Consider the following 16,787-nt stretch of genomic DNA (forward strand, 5'->3'; position numbering starts at 1 on the left):
CGGCGCCCGACACGACCGTGCCCGGTCGCCACCCTGGAGGGGTGGCGGCCGGGCACGGTCGTCATGGGGGTTCGTCAGGCCGGGACGCTCGCCACGCCCGGCTCCAGGAACGGCTTGCCGTTCACCCGCTGGGAGACGCCCTCGCGGTCGAGGTACGGGGTGATCCCGCCGAGGTGGAAGGGCCAGCCCGCGCCGGTGATCAGGCACAGGTCGATGTCCTGCGCCTCGGCCACCACGCCGTCCGCGAGCATCAGCCCGATCTCCTGCGCCACCGCGTCCAGCACCCGCGCCCGCACCTGCTCCTCGGTGAGCACCGTGTCGCCCTGCTCCAGCAGCGCCACCACCTCCGGGTCCAGCACCGGCGCGCCCGAGTCGTGGACGTAGAAGCCGCGCTTGCCGGCCTTGACCACGGCCGCCAGGTTCGCCGAGACGGTGAAGCGGTCCGGGAACGCGCCGTGCAGCGTCTCCGAGACGTGCAGGCCGATCGCCGGCCCGACCAGCTCCAGCAGCACCAGGGGCGACATCGGCAGCCCGAGCGGCTCGACGGCCTTCTCGGCGACGGCCACCGGCGTGCCCTCGTCGATGACGTTCTGGATCTCGCCCATGAAGCGGGTCAGGATGCGGTTGACCACGAACGCGGGCGCGTCCTTGACCAGGACCGCGGTCTTCTTCAGCTTCTTCGCCACCGCGAACGCGGTGGCCAGCGACGGGTCGTCGGTGCCCGCGCCGCGGACGATCTCCAGCAGCGGCAGCACCGCGACCGGGTTGAAGAAGTGGAAGCCGACCACCCGCTCGGGGTGCTCCAGCTTCGCGGCCATCTCGGAGACCGACAGCGACGAGGTGTTGGTCGCCAGGATCGCGTCGGGCCGGACCACGGCCTCCAGTTCGGCGAAGACCTGCTGCTTGACGCCCAGTTCCTCGAAGACCGCCTCGATGACGAAGTCCGCGTCACCGAACGCCGTCGCCTTGTCGAGGTGGCCGGTGACCAGGCCCTTCAGCCGGTTCGCCTTGTCCTGGCCGATCCGCCCCTTGCCCAGCAGCTTGTCGACCTCGCCGTGGACGTAGGCCACGCCCTTGTCGATCCGGGCCTGGTCGATGTCGGTCAGCACGACCGGCACCTCCAGGCGGCGGGCGAAGAGCAGGGCGAGCTGGGAGGCCATCAGGCCCGCGCCGACCACGCCGACCTTGTTCACCGGGCGGGCCAGCGACTTGTCGGGGGCGCCGGCGGGGCGCTTGCCGCGCTTCTGCACCAGGTTGAAGGAGTAGATGCCGGCCCGCAGCTCGCCGCCCATGATCAGGTCGGCGAGCGCGAGGTCCTCGGCCTCGAAGCCCTTGCGCAGGTCGCCGTTGCGGGCGGCCGCGATGATGTCCAGCGCCCGGTACGCGGCCGGGGCGGCGCCGTGCACCTTGCCGTCCGCGATGAACCTCCCGCGGGCGACCGCCTGGTCCCACGCCTCGCCGCGGTCGACGTCGGTGCGGGCCACCTCGATCTCGCCCCTGAGCACGGACGCGGTCCACGCCAGCGACTGCTCCAGGAAGTCGGCCGCCTCGAACAGGGCGTCGGCGATGCCGAGTTCGTACACCTGGGCGCCCTTGAGCTGGCGGTTCTGGTTGAGCGAGTTCTCGATGATGACCGTCACCGCGCGGTCCGCGCCGATCAGGTTCGGCAGCAGCGTGCAGCCGCCCCAACCGGGCACCAGGCCGAGGAAGACCTCGGGCAGCGAGAACGCCGGCACCGACGCGGAGACCGTGCGGTAGGAGCAGTGCAGGCCGATCTCCACGCCGCCGCCCATCGCGGCGCCGTTGTAGTAGGCGAAGCTCGGCACCGCCAGCGACTGGAACCGCTTGAGGACGTCGTGGCCGCCGCGGCCGATGGCCAGCGCGTCCTCGTGCCGCTCCAGCAGCTCCACGCCCTTGAGGTCGGCGCCGACCGCGAAGATGAACGGCTTGCCGGTGACGCCGACGCCGACGATCGTGCCGTCCGCCGCCTCCTTCTCGACCTGGTCGAGCGCGGCGTCGATGTTCGCCAGCGACTGCGGGCCGAGCGTGGTCGGCTTGGTGTGGTCGAAGCCGTTGTCGAGGGTGATCAGCGCGAACCGGCCGGCGCCCGGCAGGTCGACGTGCCGTACCTGGGCCTGCGTGACGACCTCGCCCGGGAACAGCTCGGCCGCGCTCTTCAGCAGCTCTGCGGTGGAACTCACTTGCCGCTCCCGTCGAAGTTCGGGTTCTCCCAGATGACCGTGCCGCCCATGCCGAAGCCGACGCACATGGTGGTGATGCCGTAGCGCACGTGCGGCTGCTCCTCGAACTGCCGGGCGAGCTGGTTCATCAGCCGCACCCCGGAGGAGGCCAGCGGGTGGCCGAAGGCGATGGCGCCGCCGTACTGGTTGACCCGCGGGTCGTCGTCGGCGATGCCGTAGTGGTCCAGCAGGGACAGCACCTGCACGGCGAACGCCTCGTTCACCTCGAACAGGCCGATGTCCCCGATGCCCAGGCCCGCCTTGGCGAGCGCCTTCTCGGTGGCCGGGATCGGGCCGATCCCCATCACCTCGGGCTCCACGCCGGCGAAGGCGTACGACACCAGGCGCATCTTCACCGGCAGGTCCAGCTCGCGGGCCACGTCCTCGGCGGCGAGCAGGGCGGCGGTGGCACCGTCGTTGAGCCCGGCGGCGTTGCCGGCGGTGACCCGGCCGTGCGGCCGGAAGGGCGTCTTCAGCCCGGCGAGCTGCTCCAGCGTGGTGTCCGGCCGCATCGGCTCGTCGGCGGTGGCCAGGCCCCAGCCGATCTCCCCGACCGGGCCCGCGGCGGAGCCGCTGTCGACCGCGGTCGTGCGGCGGACGGCGATCGGCACCAGGTCCTGCTGGATCCTGCCGTTCGCGTACGCCTTCGCCGCCTTCTCCTGGCTGCGCACGGCGTAGGCGTCGGCGCGCTCCTTGGTGAGGTGCGGGAACCGGTCGTGCAGGTTCTCGGCGGTCATGCCCATGAACATCGCGGACTCGTCGACCAGTTTCTCCGAGACGAAGCGCGGGTTGGGGTCCACGCCCTCGCCCATCGGGTGCCGGCCCATGTGCTCCACGCCGCCGGCCACCACCACGTCGTACGCGCCGAAGGCGATGCCGCCGGCGGTGGTGGTCACGGCGGTCATCGCGCCCGCGCACATGCGGTCGATCGAGAAGCCGGGCACGGTGGTGGGAAGTCCGGCGAGGATGCCCGCGGTGCGGCCGAGGGTCAGGCCCTGGTCGCCGATCTGCGTGGTGGCCGCCACGGCGACCTCGTCGACCTTCGCCGGGTCGAGGCCGGGGTTGCGGCGCAGCAGCTCGCGGATGGACTTGATCACCAGGTCGTCGGCGCGGGTCTCGTGGTAGATGCCCTTCGGGCCCGCCTTGCCGAACGGGGTGCGGACGCCGTCGACGAAGACGACCTCCCTCGCGGTACGAGACACGATGCTCCCTTAATTGTGTTCGCTCGCCTCCGGGCGCTTCGACCCGGTGTCGACGGTCGTCGCTCCCGCGCTCGTTCCTCGCTTGTCGCTCCTCCCCTTTCGACACCGGCGCGCCTTCGGCTCGCTCACCGGCGAACCCGGGCGAATGGTGACCGTGCGGGTGGACGTACTCCGAGGAGTGGACGCGTCTGACACAGCTCATGCTACTCATCGGTAACCGGTGTGCCTACTCCTACCCCGGGCTGCGGCGTAGGTCACACCGAAGGGCCGCCCCGGGGAGGGCGGCCCTTCGGTGTGACTGAAAGCTACTCGGTGGTCGGAGGGGTGCTCGGCGGCGTGGCCGGGGCGGCCGGGGGCCGGGTGGCGAGGGCCTTGGCGAGCAGCGGGGTGTTGAGGTCGACCTGCCACGGCCGGGCGCCCAGCGCGGTGAGCGCGGCCCCGACGTTCTCCGGCGTGACCTCGGACGGAGGCGTCCAGCAGACCCGGCGCACCGTGTCCGGCGTGATGAGGTTCTCCTGGGGGAGGTTCAGCTCCTCGGCGAGCGCGGACACCGCGGCGCGGGCCGCGGACAGCCGCGCGGCGGCCTCCGGGTCCTTGTCCGCCCAGGCGCGCGGCGGCGGGGGACCGGTGTAGGCGGCCGCGGGCTGCGGGAGCTCGCGCTCCGGCAGCGCCCGGGCGCGGTCGATGGCGGCCTGCCACTGGTCGAGCTGGCGCCGGCCCATGCGGTGGCCGAAGCCGGGGAGCGCGGCGAGCGCGTGGACGTTCGGCGGCACCTCCAGGGCGGCGGCCACGATGGCCGCGTCGGTGAGCACCCGGCCCGGCGAGACGTCCCGCTCGCGGGCGGTACGGTCCCGTGCCTGCCACAGCTCGCGCACGATGCCGATCTGCCGGCGGCGGCGCACCTTGTGCATGCCGGACGTGCGGCGCCAGGGGTCCACGCGGGGCGTGGGCGGCGGGGCGGCGGCGATCGCGGCGAACTCCTGGAGCGCCCAGTCCAGCTTGCCCTGGCCGCTCAGCTCCTCCTCCAGGGCGTCGCGCAGGTCCACCAGCAGTTCCACGTCGAGCGCCGCGTACCGCAGCCAGGGCTCCGGCAGCGGCCGGGTGGACCAGTCGACCGCGGAGTGGCCCTTCTCCAGGGTGAAGCCCAGCACGTTCTCCACCATGGCGCCCAGGCCGACCCGGGCGAAGCCGGCCAGCCGTCCGGCCAGTTCGGTGTCGAAGAGCGAGGTCGGGCGCATGCCCAGCTCGTACAGGCACGGCAGGTCCTGGGTGGCGGCGTGCAGTACCCACTCGGTGTCGGACAGCACCTCGCCCAAGGAGGAGAGGTCGGGGCATCCGACCGGGTCGATCAGCGCGGTCCCTGCCCCGGCGCGGCGCAACTGGACCAGGTAGGCCCGCTGCCCGTAGCGGTAGCCGGAGGCGCGCTCGGCGTCGATGGCCACCGGACCGGAGCCCGCGGCGAAGGCCGCGACGACTTCTGCGAGAGCCTCCGGGCTGGCGGTCACCGGCGGGATGCCCTCGCGCGGGTCCAGCAGCGGGACCGGCGCCGATGGTTCCTGGATTGCGGTCTCTCTGGCGTCGGTCACCTGTCAAGGGTAGCCGTGGTGAGCCGCCGTGGTGGATCTCCGTCACGGCGTGATTGCCGATCGGGCGCTGTCACGGCCGCGAACGGGGTGTGTCGCGGCGGTGTCCGGCGGCCCGCGGGCCGGGCCGGACGGGGGCGGGCGGCGGCCGATGGTCCGCGACGGAACGTTCCGCCCGGGGCCACCGACCGCCGGCGGGGTCAGTGGATGATGCCGGTGCGCAGCGCCACCGCGACCATGCCGGCCCGGTCGCCGGTGCCGAGCTTGCGGGCGATCCGGGCCAGGTGGCTCTTGACGGTCAGCGCGGACAGGCCCATCGACACGCCGATGGCCTTGTTCGACTGGCCCTCGGCGACCAGCCGCAGCACCTCGACCTCGCGGCCGGACAGCTCGCGGTAGCCGCCCGGGTGGCCGGGCACCCCCGGCGGGCGGCGCTGCATGCGGGCCGCGGTGGCGCCCAGCGGGGCCAGGCCGGGGCGGCCGGCCAGGGCGCCGGCGGTGTTGCGGGTGCCGGTGACGACGTAGCCCTTCACGCCGCCGGCCAGCGCGTTGCGCACCGCGCCGATGTCGTCGGCGGCCGACAGGGCCAGGCCGTTCGGCCAGCCGGCGGCGCGGGTCTCGGCGAGCAGGGTCAGGCCGGAGCCGTCGGGCAGGTGGACCTCGGCGACGCAGATGTCGCGCGGGTTGCCGACCCGCGGGCGGGCTTCGGCGATGGAGGAAGCCTCGATCACGTCCCGGACTCCGAGCGCCCACAGGTGTCGGGTGACAGTGGAGCGAACCCGGGGGTCGGCCACGACGACCATGGCCGTCGGCTTGCTGGGACGGTAGGCGACCAGGCTCGTGGGCTGCTCGAGAAGAACGGACACCGGGCCTCCTGTGCAAAGGGGACTGAAACGGTCACAGTCTCCTTCGGCAGCATTTGCTCCCGGCTTTAGGGAAAGATCACGATTTGTTGCAGAACAATTCCGGCAGATCGGGCGCCCGGTCGCGGGCGGCCCGGACGGACCGTCAGGTCCTGCGCTTCGGCAGCGGCACCACGCCGCCGACCGGCCGTCCGGACGGGTCCGGCCCGTCGGACGGCGGCAGGCCCGCGCACGCGCACAGCAGGTCGCACCAGGCCGCCATGTGGGCCGCCGCGTCCGGCTCGCCCGAACCCGGCCGCTCCTGCGGGGTCCAGGACGCGCGGATCTCGATCTGGGTGTCGTCCCTGCGCTCGGAGAGCCCGCCGAAGTAGTGCGAGGACGCCCGCGACACGGTGCCGCTCGCCTCGTGGTAGACCGCCTGGCGCGCGGCCAGCGCGCCGGTCAGCCACGACCAGCTCACCTCCGGCAGCAGCGGGTCGCCGGCCATCTCCGGCTCCAGCTCCGCCCGGGCGAGCGTGACCAGCCGGAACCCGCCGTGCCAGGCGTCGTGGCCGTCCGGCTCGTGCAGCAGCACCAGCCGGCCGTCGGCCAGTTCCTCCCCGTCGACGAGCACCGTCGCCTCCAGGGCGAAGGCGTAGGAGGCCAGCCGGCGCGGTGCCGGCACCTCCTCGATGCGTACCTCGGTGCGGAGCCGGGCGGTCCGCAGACCGTCCACCGCGCGCCGGAAGGAGATGGGAGCCTCGTCCGGCGAGTGCCCGTGAACCGCAGCCATGCCCGGAAGACTAGGCCGCCGCCCACCCCCGCGCCCGCACCAACACCCCCTGTGTCACCGCCCGCTGCACCCGCGGGCGTCCCACCGGCGTCCCGCGGGCATCCCGCGGGCGTGCCGCACGGGGGCGGGGGGGATGTCCCGGGACGGAACGGCGCCCCTGGGGCGTGGGAGGATCCAGGGGTGAGTGCGCGCCAGCAGACCGCTGCTTCCCCGTTTATCCGCGCCTGCCGGTGCGAGCCGGTGCCGCACACCCCGGTGTGGTTCATGCGCCAGGCCGGGCGGTCACTGCCGGAGTACCTGAAGGCGCGCGAGGGCGTCCCGATGCTCGAGTCGTGCACCCGGCCCGAACTCGTGGCCGAGATCACCCTTCAGCCGGTGCGGCGGCACGGCGTGGACGCGGCGGTCTACTACAGCGACATCGTGGTGCCGCTCAAGGCGATCGGCCTCGACGTGGACATCAGGCCCGGGGTGGGCCCGGTGATCGGCGACCCGGTCCGCACCCGCGCCGACCTCGCCCGGCTGCGCGACCTGGAGCCGGACGACGTCTGCTACGTCACCGAGGCGGTCGGCCTGCTCACGGCGGAGCTGGGCGCCACCCCGCTGATCGGCTTCGCCGGCGCGCCCTTCACACTGGCCAGCTACCTCGTGGAGGGCGGCCCCTCGCGCAACCACGAGCGCACCAAGGCGATGATGTACGGCGAGCCCGAGCTGTGGCGCGACCTGCTCGACCGGCTCGCCGACATCACCACGTCCTTCCTCAGGGTGCAGGTCGAGGCGGGCGCGAGCGCGGTACAGGTCTTCGACTCCTGGGCCGGCGCGCTCTCCCCGGCCGACTACCGGCGCCACGCCATGCCCGCCTCGCAGAAGGTGTTCGCGGCCGTCGCCGGGTACGGCGTGCCCCGCATCCACTTCGGCGTCGGCACCGGGGAACTGCTCGGGCTGATGGGCGAGGCGGGCGCCGACGTGGTCGGCGTCGACTGGCGCGTGCCCCTGGACGAGGCGGCCCGCCGGGTCGGCCCCGGCAAGGCCCTCCAGGGCAACCTCGACCCCTCCGTCCTCTTCGCCCCGACCGAGGTGGTCGAGGCGAAGGCCACCGAGGTCCTCGACGCGGCGCGCGCCTCCGGCACGGGGCACGTCTTCAACCTCGGCCACGGCGTCCTGCCCGCCACCCCGCCCGACGCCCTGACCCGCCTGGTGGAGTTCGTCCACCGCCACTGAGCGGGCCCGTCAGGGCCTGTCCGGCGGGGCGCGGGAGCGTGCGCTCCCCGGCGGCGCGCCCCTGGGTCCCGGGACCGGCCGAACCCGCCACCCCGGCGGGCCAGGGCACCCTTGGCACCTGCGAGAGTGGGGGGATGAGTCAGACGCGGGACGGGCATGTGGTGGTCGTCGGCGGCGGGATCTCCGGGCTGAGCGCGGCTTACGACCTGGCCAGGGGCGGCGCCCGGGTCACGCTGCTGGAGGCCGCGGACCGGCTGGGCGGCAAGCTGTACGCCGACGAGATCGCCGGCGCCCCGGTGGACCTCGGCGCGGAGTCGCTGCTCGCCCGGCGGCCCGAGGCGGTGGGGCTGGCCCGCGAGGTCGGGCTCGCCGACGACCTCCAGCCGCCCGCCGTCGGCGGCGCGGCGCTGTGGACCCGCGGGCGACTGCGTCCCATGCCGCAGGGGCACGTGATGGGCGTGCCCGGCGACCTGGCGCCGCTCGCCGCCTCCGGGGTGCTGTCCGCCGCCGGGCTGGCCCGCCTCCCGTTGGACCACGTGCTGCCCCGCACCGACATCGGCGAGGACACCGCCGTCGGTGCCTTCGTCGCCGCCCGGCTGGGCCGTGAGGTGGTGGACCGGCTGGTCGAGCCGCTGCTCGGCGGTGTCTACGCGGGCGACTCCTACCGGATCTCGCTGCGTGCCGCGGTGCCCCAGCTCTTCGCGGCCGCCCGGGACAGCCGCTCGCTGATCGAGGCGGCCCGCGGCATCCAGCGCAGGGCGGCGGCCGGCGGTACCGGCGGCCCGGTCTTCAACGGCATCCGCGGCGGGGTCGGCCGGCTGCCGCTCGCGGTGGCCGCCGCGTGCCGTGCCGCGAGGGTGCGGATCGAGACCGGCGCCCCCGTACGGGAGGTGCGCCGGACCGGGCCGCACGGTTGGCGGGTCGGGCTGGAGGGCCGCGAACTGGCCGCCGACGCCGTGGTCGTCGCGGTGCCCGCGCCGGTGGCCGCGTCGCTGCTGTCGGCCGAGGCGCCCGCGGCCGCGGCGGAGCTGGGCGCGGTGGAGTACGCGAGCATGGCCCTGGTCACCATGGCCTTCCGCCGCCGCGACGTGCTCCAACTCCCGCTCAGCAGCGGCTTCCTGGTGCCCCCGGTGGACGGCCGGACGATCAAGGCGGCCACCTTCTCCAGCCGCAAGTGGGGCTGGCTGGACCAGGCGGGCGGCGACGTGTTCGTGCTGCGCACCTCCGTGGGACGGTACGGCGACACCGCCGACCTCGCCTGGGACGACACCGACCTGGTGCGGCTGTCCCGGGAGGACCTGGGCGAGGCGGTGGGCCTGCGGGCCGCGCCGGTCGCCGCCCGGGTCACCCGCTGGCACGGCGGGCTGCCGCAGTACGCGGTCGGGCACGTGGACCGGGTGCGGCGGGTGCGCGAGCACGCCGCGAAGCTGCCCGGCCTCGCGCTGTGCGGCGCGGTGTACGACGGCGTCGGCATCCCCGCGTGCGTCGCCGGCGGCCGCCGGGCCGCCGCCGAGGTGATGGCCACCCTGGTGCCCGGCGGCGCGGGCGGCGCGGGAGAATAGCCCCATGACCGACTCGACCGCCGACCGCGCCCCCGTCGACCCCGCCGCAGCAGCCGACACCGCCCCCGCCCGGCCCGCCAACGCGGGCAAGAAGGCCAAGGACCTCAACGAGGTCATCCGCTACACGCTCTGGTCGGTGTTCCGGCTCAGGGACGTGCTGCCGGCCGACCGCGCCGGGTACGCGGACGAGGTGGAGGAGCTGTTCGCGCAGCTCGCCGCGAAGGACGTCACGGTGCGCGGCACCTACGACCTGTCCGGCCTGCGGGCCGACGCCGACCTGATGATCTGGTGGCACGCGGAGACCGCCGAGGCGCTCCAGGACGCGTACAACCTCTTCCGCCGCACCAGGTTCGGGCGCGCGTTCGCCCCGGTGTGGTCCAACATGGCGCTGCACCGCCCGGCGGAGTTCAACAAGTCCCACGTGCCGGCGTTCCTCGCGGAGGAGGAGCCGCGCGCGTACGTCAGCGTCTACCCGTTCGTCCGCTCGTACGACTGGTACCTGCTGCCCGACGAGGACCGGCGCAGGATGCTCGCCGACCACGGCAAGATGGCGCGGGGCTTCCCGGACGTGCGGGCCAACACCGTCGCGTCCTTCTCGCTCGGGGACTACGAGTGGATCCTCGCGTTCGAGGCGGACGAGCTGCACCGGATCGTGGACCTCATGCGGCACCTGCGCGGGTCCGAGGCGCGGCTGCACGTCCGCGAGGAGGTGCCCTTCTACACCGGGCGCCGCCGCCCGGTCGCCGAACTCGTCGCGGGTCTCGCCTGAGCGGACCCCTCGGGGCGCCCCGGTCCGGTCAGCGCCGGAGCGCCGGGTGGTCCGCGACGACCGTCGCCGAGCCGGGGGCGACCTCGGTGAAGCCGGCGTCGCGGACCAGCGGCAGCCCGGAGTCGGTCAGGGTCTTCCACCGCGACGCGGAGGCCGTGCGCACGGCGAGCGGGAACCCGGCCTCCCGCCAGGCACGGCGCTGCTCGGCGGACAGCTCCCACCAGGCGAGCTGCGCGCCGTGACCGGCCTGGGCCATCGCCTTGCCCGCCGACATCGCCAGGTCCGGCGCCATCCACAGCACCGGGTGGGCGGGGTCGGCGGGCTCGGGCGGCCGCGGGTCGTCGAGCTCGGTGCCGGACACCTGGAGCCGGGCGAGGTCCTTCGGCCAGCCGTCGAGTGGGACGGGCGGGAAGACGCGGACCTCCGCGTCCTCGCCGGTCACGGTGATCCCCGGCAGCGCCTCGGCCCGGTGCCATTCGGCGCGGCGGGCCCGCCGGACCACCTTGCGGATGCGGGCGTCCTGCCAGGCGGCGACCAGGTCCGTCCACGGGCCGTCGGGGTCGGTCGCCCGCTCGTCGGACAGCAGGGTCAGCACCGCGCGGGCCGCGGTCTGGAGGGCGTCGGTGCGGGCCGGCGGCGTCTCGCGCTCGATCCGGACCACCAGGGGCAGGACGTACTGGGGCGCGGCGTCGCGGTCGATCGCCTCGTCGTGGAAGGGGCTGCTCACCGGGACAGTCTGCCACCGGCCCCGCGGACCGCGGACGGCCCCTGGGCCGGAGGGCGCCGCGTGCGACGGCCGCCGAGCCGTCCTAGGGCGCCACGGACCCCCGCGCGCGCAGCCGTTCGCTGCCGGCAGCCAGCTCGGCGGCGGTGATCTGCACCTCGTGGGTGCCGTGGTGCCCGCAGGCGAACGCGCCCGAGACCGAGCCGGCCAGCGCGCACCGGTCGATGTCGCCGCCGTCGAAGAGGGTGTGCAGGAAGGCGGTGACATAGGCGTCGCCCGCGCCGTTGCTGTCCACCACCGGGCGCTCGGTCCGGACCGCCGGGAAGTGCCGCACCCGGTCGGGGCGGGCGCGCTCCAGCACGTACGAACCGTCGGCGCCGTCGGTGGCCACCGCGAGCCGGGCGCGGCCGCGGCCGACGACATCCCGCAGCACCTCGGCCGCCCGCGGTCCGACGCCGGCCGCGCTCATGAAGACGTAGTCGGCGCCGTACGCCCACGGATGGGCCGACGGGTCGGTGCCGTCCCACGCGTGCAGGTCGGTCGACACCGGCACGCCGAGCCGCCGTGCCACGTCGAACAGCTCGCGGTTGACGTGCGAGCGGGACAGGTGCACGTGCGCGGCCCGCTCCAGGTGGGGGCCGCAGAAGGAGAGCGGCATCAGCAGGTCCGCGGGGTGCCGGCCGTCGAAGAAGGAGAACCTGCGGCCCTCCCGGTCGACCAGGTTGACGCTGCGCGGGGTGCCGGCCGGGGCGGGCAGGTGCGCGAAGTCCAGGCCCACCGAGGCGTACCGGTCCAGGACGAGCCGGCCGGCCGCGTCGTCGCCGAGGAAGTCGAGGAACTTGGTGCGGCGGCCCAGCGCGTGGAATCCCAGCGCCACCCCGTTGCCGGTGTGGGCCACGTAGTCGCGGACGGGTGGCACCGACACGGAGTCGCCGCCGGGGATGGCCAGTTCCTCGACGCGGACGATCGTGTCGACGCCGCAGCCGCCGACCACGAGGACGTCGTAGCGGTCGGCGGCCGGGTCGGTGCCCACCGTCTCCCCGCCGGCGTGTGCGGTGCCGTCGTCCACGTCATCCCCCCGGTCCGGTGTGCGGGCGCTCACCTTACCGGGGGTGCCGCCGGGGCGCGGTCAGCTTCCCGAGGGGGCCAGCCGCAGCGAGATGGAGTTGATGCAGTACCGCTGGTCGGTCGGGGTCGGGTAGCCCTCGCCCTCGAAGACGTGGCCCAGGTGCGAGCCGCAGGAGGCGCAGCGCACCTCGATCCGCACCATGCCCATCGAGCGGTCCTCGATCAGCTCGACCGCCTTCGTGTCGGCCGGGTCGTAGAAGGACGGCCAGCCGCAGTGCGACGCGAACTTCGTGTCCGACCGGAACAGCTCCGCGCCGCACGCCCGGCAGGAGTAGACGCCCTCGGTCTTGGTGTCGGTGTACTCACCGGTGAACGGGCGCTCGGTGCCGGCCTCGCGCAGCACCGCGTACTCCTGCGGGGACAGCTCGGCGCGCCACTGCTCCTCGGTCTTGTCGACCTGGTACCTGCGCGCATCCTGCGACATGCGAACCTCCTCAGAACGGCCTCGGACGGCCTCAGTCGGTGAGCCGGGCGAGAATCAGGGGGCCGAGGTCCGTCACGTCCCCCGCCCCCATGGTGAGAACGAGATCACCCGGCTTCGCCATTCCCGCCACCTGCTCCACGGCCGCCTCCCGGCCGTGCACCGCGGTCACGTCGGCGCCGGCCGCCCGGGCCGCCGCCACGATCAGCTCGCTGGTGACCCCCGGCAGCGGGTCCTCGCGGGCCGGGTAGATGTCCAGCACCACAGAGGCGTCCGCCAGCGCCAGCGCTCCGCCCATCTCGGTGCCCAGCTCCTTGGTGCGGCTGAACAGGTGCGGCTGGAAGACCACCAGCACCCGGCCGCCCTCGCGCCCGGAACCGCCGCCGGTGGCCTGGCGGATCGCGGCCAGGTCGGCGGCCATCTCCGTCGGGTGGTGCGCGTAGGAGTCGATCACCTGGACGCCGGCCGCCTCGCCCTTGAGCTGGAGCCGGCGCTTGACGCCGGTGTACTTCGCCAGCGCGGAGGCCAGGTTGCGGGCGGGGGCGCCGGCGGCGATGCCCGCGGCGAGGGCGGCGACCGCGTTGTGCGCGTAGTGGCTGCCGGGCACGGACACCGTGAAGGTGAGCATGCGGCCGTCGAGCAGCACGCTGACCTCGCTGGTCAGGCCGCGCGGGTTGATCCGGGTGATCCGCACGTCGGCGCCCTCGGACTCGCCGACGGTCACGACGTGCAGGCCGCCGATGTCCCGCACCCGGGAGGTCAGCTCGACCGCGCCGGGCTGGTCGGCGGAGACCACCAGGGTGCCGCCGGGCCGGACCTTGCCGACGAACTCCTCGAAGGAGGCGTACACCTCCTCCAGGGAGGCGTAGTTCGCGTGGTGGTCCAGCTCCACGTTGAGCACCACCGCGACCTGCGGGGCGTACCGGTGGAAGCTGCGGTCGGACTCGTCGGCCTCGGCGACGAAGATCCCGCCGCCGCCGTGGTGCGCGTTGGACCCCGGCGCGTCCAGGTCGCCGCCGATCGCGTACGACGGCTCCAGGCCCAGCGAGGTCAGCGCCACCGCGAGCATCGAGGTGGTGGTGGTCTTGCCGTGGGTGCCCGCCACCGCGATCGGGACGGTGCCCTCCATCAGCGCGGCCAGCGCGTCGCTGCGGTGCACCACCGGCAGGCCGCGCTCACGGGCCGCCACCAGCTCCGGGTTCTGCTCGCGGATCGCGCTGGACACCACGACCGCCGTGGCGTCCGGCGCGAGGTGCGCCGCGTCGTGGCCGACGTGCACGGTGGCGCCCAGCGCCCGCAACGCCTCCGCGGTCGCGGAGTCCTTCGCGTCACTGCCGGCCACCCGCGCCCCGCGCTGGGCGAGGATCTTCGCGATCCCCGACATCCCGGCGCCGCCGATGCCGATGAAGTGCGGTCGGTCGAGGTCGCGGGGTACGGGCGGGCCGGACGGGCTCATGCGCGGGTCTCCAGGGGGTGGTTCGTCGTGTTCCGGAGCCCCGATCGTGACACAGGTGCGGCGCGGTTTTCCCGACGGGCCGCCGCTCCCCGGCGCGTGTGCCGCCCCTTCGCCGTCAGTCGTGCTGCGCGAAGAGCTTCAGCACGGGCACGCCGACCTTGTGCCGGGCCCGGGAGGTCCAGTCGCGGTGGAAGAACTCCTCCACGAAGTGCGGCGCGGTCAGCACCACCACCTCGTCGGCCCCGGACCGCTCCACCACGGCCCTGAGCTCGTCCAGCGGGTGGTTCTGCACCACCTCGCCCTCGGCCCGGACCCCGGCGGCCCGCAGCGCCTCCAGGGAGTGCGCGAGGGCGCGCTCGGCGGGGGCGTGGGCCTCCTGGCCCTCCGGCACCTCGTTCTCCCGGGCGGCGTCGTCGAGGTGGCCGAGCGCCACGTCGTCCACGGCGCGCAGCAGGCGGTCCTGGTCGCCGCGGGGCTGCATGAGTACGACGAAGGAGACCTGCTCGTCGCCGTGGAGCGTGGTGACCAGCTCCACATCGGCCGAGGCGAGCGGCTTCTCGATCATGAGTACGGTCGTGAACACGGGACGCGTCCTTCTCTCTCGCGAGCGGGGCCCCGATCTTCGCCGGGTGCCGTTGTCCATTCTTCCCGCGCCACGCGAAGCGGAACGAGCGAATCCGCTTTTTTCCGCCGCGCGTCCCCCGGGAGAGTGCCTTATGCCGTGACCTGCGTCTCCGCCGGCTTGACGCGGAGCCGCCCGAGGCGCCGCCGTTCGACGTAACGGGTGAACAGGAAGCCGTCCTCCTCCAGCACCGACACCGGTGCGAAGCGGGTCGGGTCGGCGACGCCGGGGCCGTCCATGATCCGCGGTGCGCCGCCGCCGACGGTCAGCGGCGCCAGGGTCAGGCACAGCTCGTCCACCACCCCGGCGGCCGCGAACTGCGCGAGCACCCGCGGGCCGCCCTCGTGCAGCAGCCGCGACAGGCCGAGCGCGGCCAGTTCGCGCACCACGCGCACCGGGTCCACCCCGTCGCCGTCGCCGGCGGTCACCACCCGCGCCCCCGCCGCCTCGGCCGCCGCCCGGGCCCCGGCATCCGCGCCGGTGCCGGTCAGCACCAGCGTCGGCGTCAGCGCGGCGGTGAACAGCGGCGCCGAGAAGTCCAGGTCCAGCCGCCGGCTGAGCACCGCGATGGCCGGGGCGGGCGGCTGGCCGTCGGCCGCACGGCGCTCGGCGAACGACGGGCGGGCCCTGCCCGGGCGGTAGCCCTCCTGCCGCACCGTCCCGGCGCCGACCACGATCACGTCGGCCAGGGCCCGCAGCGTGCCGAAGATCCGCATGTCGGCGGGGGAGGAGAGCGGAGCCGAGGCGCCGTCGTGGGTCGCGGCGCCGTCGAGCGAGGAGACCATGTTCGCCCGCAGGTAGGGGCCCTCCTCCCGTGGCGGGTACGCGTAGGCGTCGACCAGGTCCACCGGGGTCGCGGCGTCCGGTCCGGGCGGGGGGAACAGCTGCTGCATTTATGCAGTGTCCCACCGGCCGCCCGCCGCCCCCACCAGGCGGGCCCGGCTCCGCCCGGTCGCCCGGCCGCCGCACCGGGCCACCGCGCCCGGTGCGCTGTGCCACCCGCGCCGGGGGCGCGCGCCCCCGGAGAGTAAGGTGGGATGCCGTGCCAGCAGAAGTCGCCGCAGGAACCGTCACCCCGGTCGTGCTCGCGGAGCGTGAGCCGCGCCTGGACGCCCAGCGGCTGCTGGCCGAGCTCGTGCCGCCGCCCCGGTTCGACGCGGTGCGCTTCTCCAGCTACGTCCCCGACCGGGACCAGCCCAGCCAGGCCCGCGCGGTGCGCGCGCTGGAGGAGTTCGCGGCCGGACTCGGCGGACCCGCCCCGGACGGCGGCCGGCGCCGGTGGTTCCGCGGCAGGGCGCCGGAGCGGCCGAGCACCCCCGGCGGGATCTACCTGGACGGCGGGTACGGCGTCGGCAAGACCCACCTGCTCGCCTCGCTGTGGCACGCCACCGACGCCCCCGCCGAGCAGAAAGCGTTCGGCACGTTCGTGGAGCTGACCAACCTCGTCGGCGCGCTCGGCTTCCGCCCGGCCGTCGAGGCGCTCAGCTCCCACCGGCTGGTCTGCATCGACGAGTTCGAACTCGACGACCCCGGGGACACCGTCCTGGTCTCCACGCTGCTGGCCCGGCTCGCCGCGGCCGGCGTGCGGCTCGCCGCGACCTCCAACACGCTGCCCGGCAGGCTCGGCGAGGGACGTTTCGCCGCGGCCGACTTCATGCGGGAGATCCAGGGGCTGTCCGCGCAGTTCACGTCGCTGCGGATCGACGGCGACGACTACCGCCACCGGGGGCTGCCGCAGGCGCCCGAACCGTACGCCGACCAGCAGGTCACCGTGGCGGCCAGCCGGACACCGGGCGCCGCGCTCGACGACTTCGAACCGCTCGTGGCGCACCTCGCGCAGGTGCATCCCAGCCGGTACGGAGCGCTCGTCGACGGTGTCGACGCGGTGTTCCTGCGCGGAGTGCGGCAGGTCACCGACCAGGCGGCGGCCCTGCGCCTGGTGGTCCTGGCGGACCGGCTCTACGACCGGGAGGTGCCGGTGATGGCCTCCGGGGTGCCCTTCGACCGGCTCTTCTCCGCGGAGATGCTGAGCGGCGGCTACCGGAAGAAGTACTTCCGGGCGGTCTCCCGCCTCACCTCGCTGGCCCGGGACTCCGCCCGCCTCGCCTGAGCCGCCTCGCCCGCGCCGCCCGGGCCACGCACCGCCGGTCTCGCCCGCCCTGTGCCGCCCGGGCCGCCTCGCCCGCGCCGCCGGGCCCGTCCGACCCCTGGCCGGGCGGCGCGGGCG

The 16,787-nt window shown here is 74.8% G+C and carries 15 protein-coding genes; 4 read left to right on the forward strand and 11 right to left on the reverse strand.

Annotated features, from left to right (window positions below):
- Window positions 1–74: 74 nt before the first annotated feature.
- The 5 genes from RVR_RS28520 to RVR_RS28540 form a co-directional block, all read right to left on the reverse strand.
- Entirely contained in the window at window positions 75–2,201 is a 2,127-nt protein-coding gene (locus tag RVR_RS28520; protein WP_202236781.1) for a 3-hydroxyacyl-CoA dehydrogenase NAD-binding domain-containing protein, read from the reverse strand.
- Window positions 2,198–3,442 (reverse strand): thiolase family protein, encoded by a 1,245-nt coding sequence (locus tag RVR_RS28525; protein ID WP_202236782.1) that lies wholly within the window; start codon window positions 3,440–3,442, stop codon window positions 2,198–2,200. Before RVR_RS28525 ends, RVR_RS28520 begins: the two co-directional genes overlap by 4 nt.
- 305 nt (window positions 3,443–3,747) lie before the next feature.
- Window positions 3,748–5,028: a ribonuclease D gene (locus RVR_RS28530; protein ID WP_202236783.1), complete on the reverse strand. Its 1,281-nt coding sequence runs from the start codon at window positions 5,026–5,028 to the stop codon at window positions 3,748–3,750.
- Window positions 5,029–5,225: 197 nt separating this feature from the next.
- Window positions 5,226–5,891 carry a response regulator transcription factor gene (locus RVR_RS28535; RefSeq protein WP_202236784.1) on the reverse strand — a complete coding sequence of 222 codons (666 nt, stop codon included), beginning with the start codon at window positions 5,889–5,891 and terminating at the stop codon, window positions 5,226–5,228.
- Between the two features lie 142 nt (window positions 5,892–6,033).
- Complete coding sequence (locus RVR_RS28540; RefSeq protein ID WP_202236785.1) at window positions 6,034–6,660, reverse strand: DUF3000 domain-containing protein; 627 nt, start codon at window positions 6,658–6,660, stop codon at window positions 6,034–6,036.
- A 180-nt stretch (window positions 6,661–6,840) separates the two neighbouring features.
- Here RVR_RS28540 and hemE point away from each other — a divergent pair, with 180 nt between their 5' ends.
- From hemE to hemQ, 3 genes are all read left to right on the forward strand, one after another.
- A complete protein-coding gene (hemE, locus tag RVR_RS28545; RefSeq protein WP_202236786.1) occupies window positions 6,841–7,878 on the forward strand; it encodes a uroporphyrinogen decarboxylase in 1,038 nt (345 codons plus the stop codon).
- A gap of 134 nt (window positions 7,879–8,012) precedes the next feature.
- Window positions 8,013–9,440 (forward strand): protoporphyrinogen oxidase, encoded by a 1,428-nt coding sequence (gene hemG, locus RVR_RS28550; RefSeq protein WP_202236787.1) that lies wholly within the window; start codon window positions 8,013–8,015, stop codon window positions 9,438–9,440.
- 4 nt (window positions 9,441–9,444) lie between these two features.
- Window positions 9,445–10,209, forward strand: a complete 765-nt coding sequence (gene hemQ, locus RVR_RS28555; protein WP_202236788.1) for a hydrogen peroxide-dependent heme synthase — start codon at window positions 9,445–9,447, stop codon at window positions 10,207–10,209.
- Between the two features lie 28 nt (window positions 10,210–10,237).
- On the opposite strand, the gene RVR_RS28560 is transcribed toward hemQ, so the two are convergent.
- The 6 genes from RVR_RS28560 to RVR_RS28585 all read right to left on the reverse strand — a co-directional run bounded on the left by RVR_RS28560 (window position 10,238) and on the right by RVR_RS28585 (window position 15,453).
- Window positions 10,238–10,936: a peptidyl-tRNA hydrolase gene (locus tag RVR_RS28560; protein ID WP_202236789.1), complete on the reverse strand. Its 699-nt coding sequence runs from the start codon at window positions 10,934–10,936 to the stop codon at window positions 10,238–10,240.
- An 82-nt stretch (window positions 10,937–11,018) separates the two neighbouring features.
- Entirely contained in the window at window positions 11,019–11,966 is a 948-nt protein-coding gene (locus RVR_RS28565; protein ID WP_202239311.1) for a carbohydrate kinase family protein, read from the reverse strand.
- Window positions 11,967–12,062: 96 nt separating this feature from the next.
- Window positions 12,063–12,485, reverse strand: a complete 423-nt coding sequence (gene msrB / locus RVR_RS28570) for a peptide-methionine (R)-S-oxide reductase MsrB (protein ID WP_202236790.1) — start codon at window positions 12,483–12,485, stop codon at window positions 12,063–12,065.
- A 31-nt stretch (window positions 12,486–12,516) separates the two neighbouring features.
- Window positions 12,517–13,938, reverse strand: a complete 1,422-nt coding sequence (gene murC, locus RVR_RS28575; protein ID WP_202236791.1) for a UDP-N-acetylmuramate--L-alanine ligase — start codon at window positions 13,936–13,938, stop codon at window positions 12,517–12,519.
- Window positions 13,939–14,053: 115 nt separating this feature from the next.
- Window positions 14,054–14,521 carry a universal stress protein gene (locus RVR_RS28580; RefSeq protein ID WP_202236792.1) on the reverse strand — a complete coding sequence of 156 codons (468 nt, stop codon included), beginning with the start codon at window positions 14,519–14,521 and terminating at the stop codon, window positions 14,054–14,056.
- A gap of 131 nt (window positions 14,522–14,652) precedes the next feature.
- On the reverse strand, window positions 14,653–15,453 hold the full coding sequence (locus tag RVR_RS28585; protein WP_202236793.1) for a pyrimidine reductase family protein: 801 nt from the start codon (window positions 15,451–15,453) through the stop codon (window positions 14,653–14,655).
- 149 nt (window positions 15,454–15,602) lie between these two features.
- Here RVR_RS28585 and zapE point away from each other — a divergent pair, with 149 nt between their 5' ends.
- Window positions 15,603–16,670, forward strand: coding sequence for a cell division protein ZapE (gene zapE / locus RVR_RS28590; protein ID WP_237405023.1), 1,068 nt, complete (start codon window positions 15,603–15,605; stop codon window positions 16,668–16,670).
- Window positions 16,671–16,787 lie beyond the last annotated feature (117 nt).

The organism is Streptomyces sp. SN-593 (assembly GCF_016756395.1).
Taxonomy (GTDB): Bacteria; Actinomycetota; Actinomycetes; order Streptomycetales; family Streptomycetaceae; genus Actinacidiphila; species Actinacidiphila reveromycinica.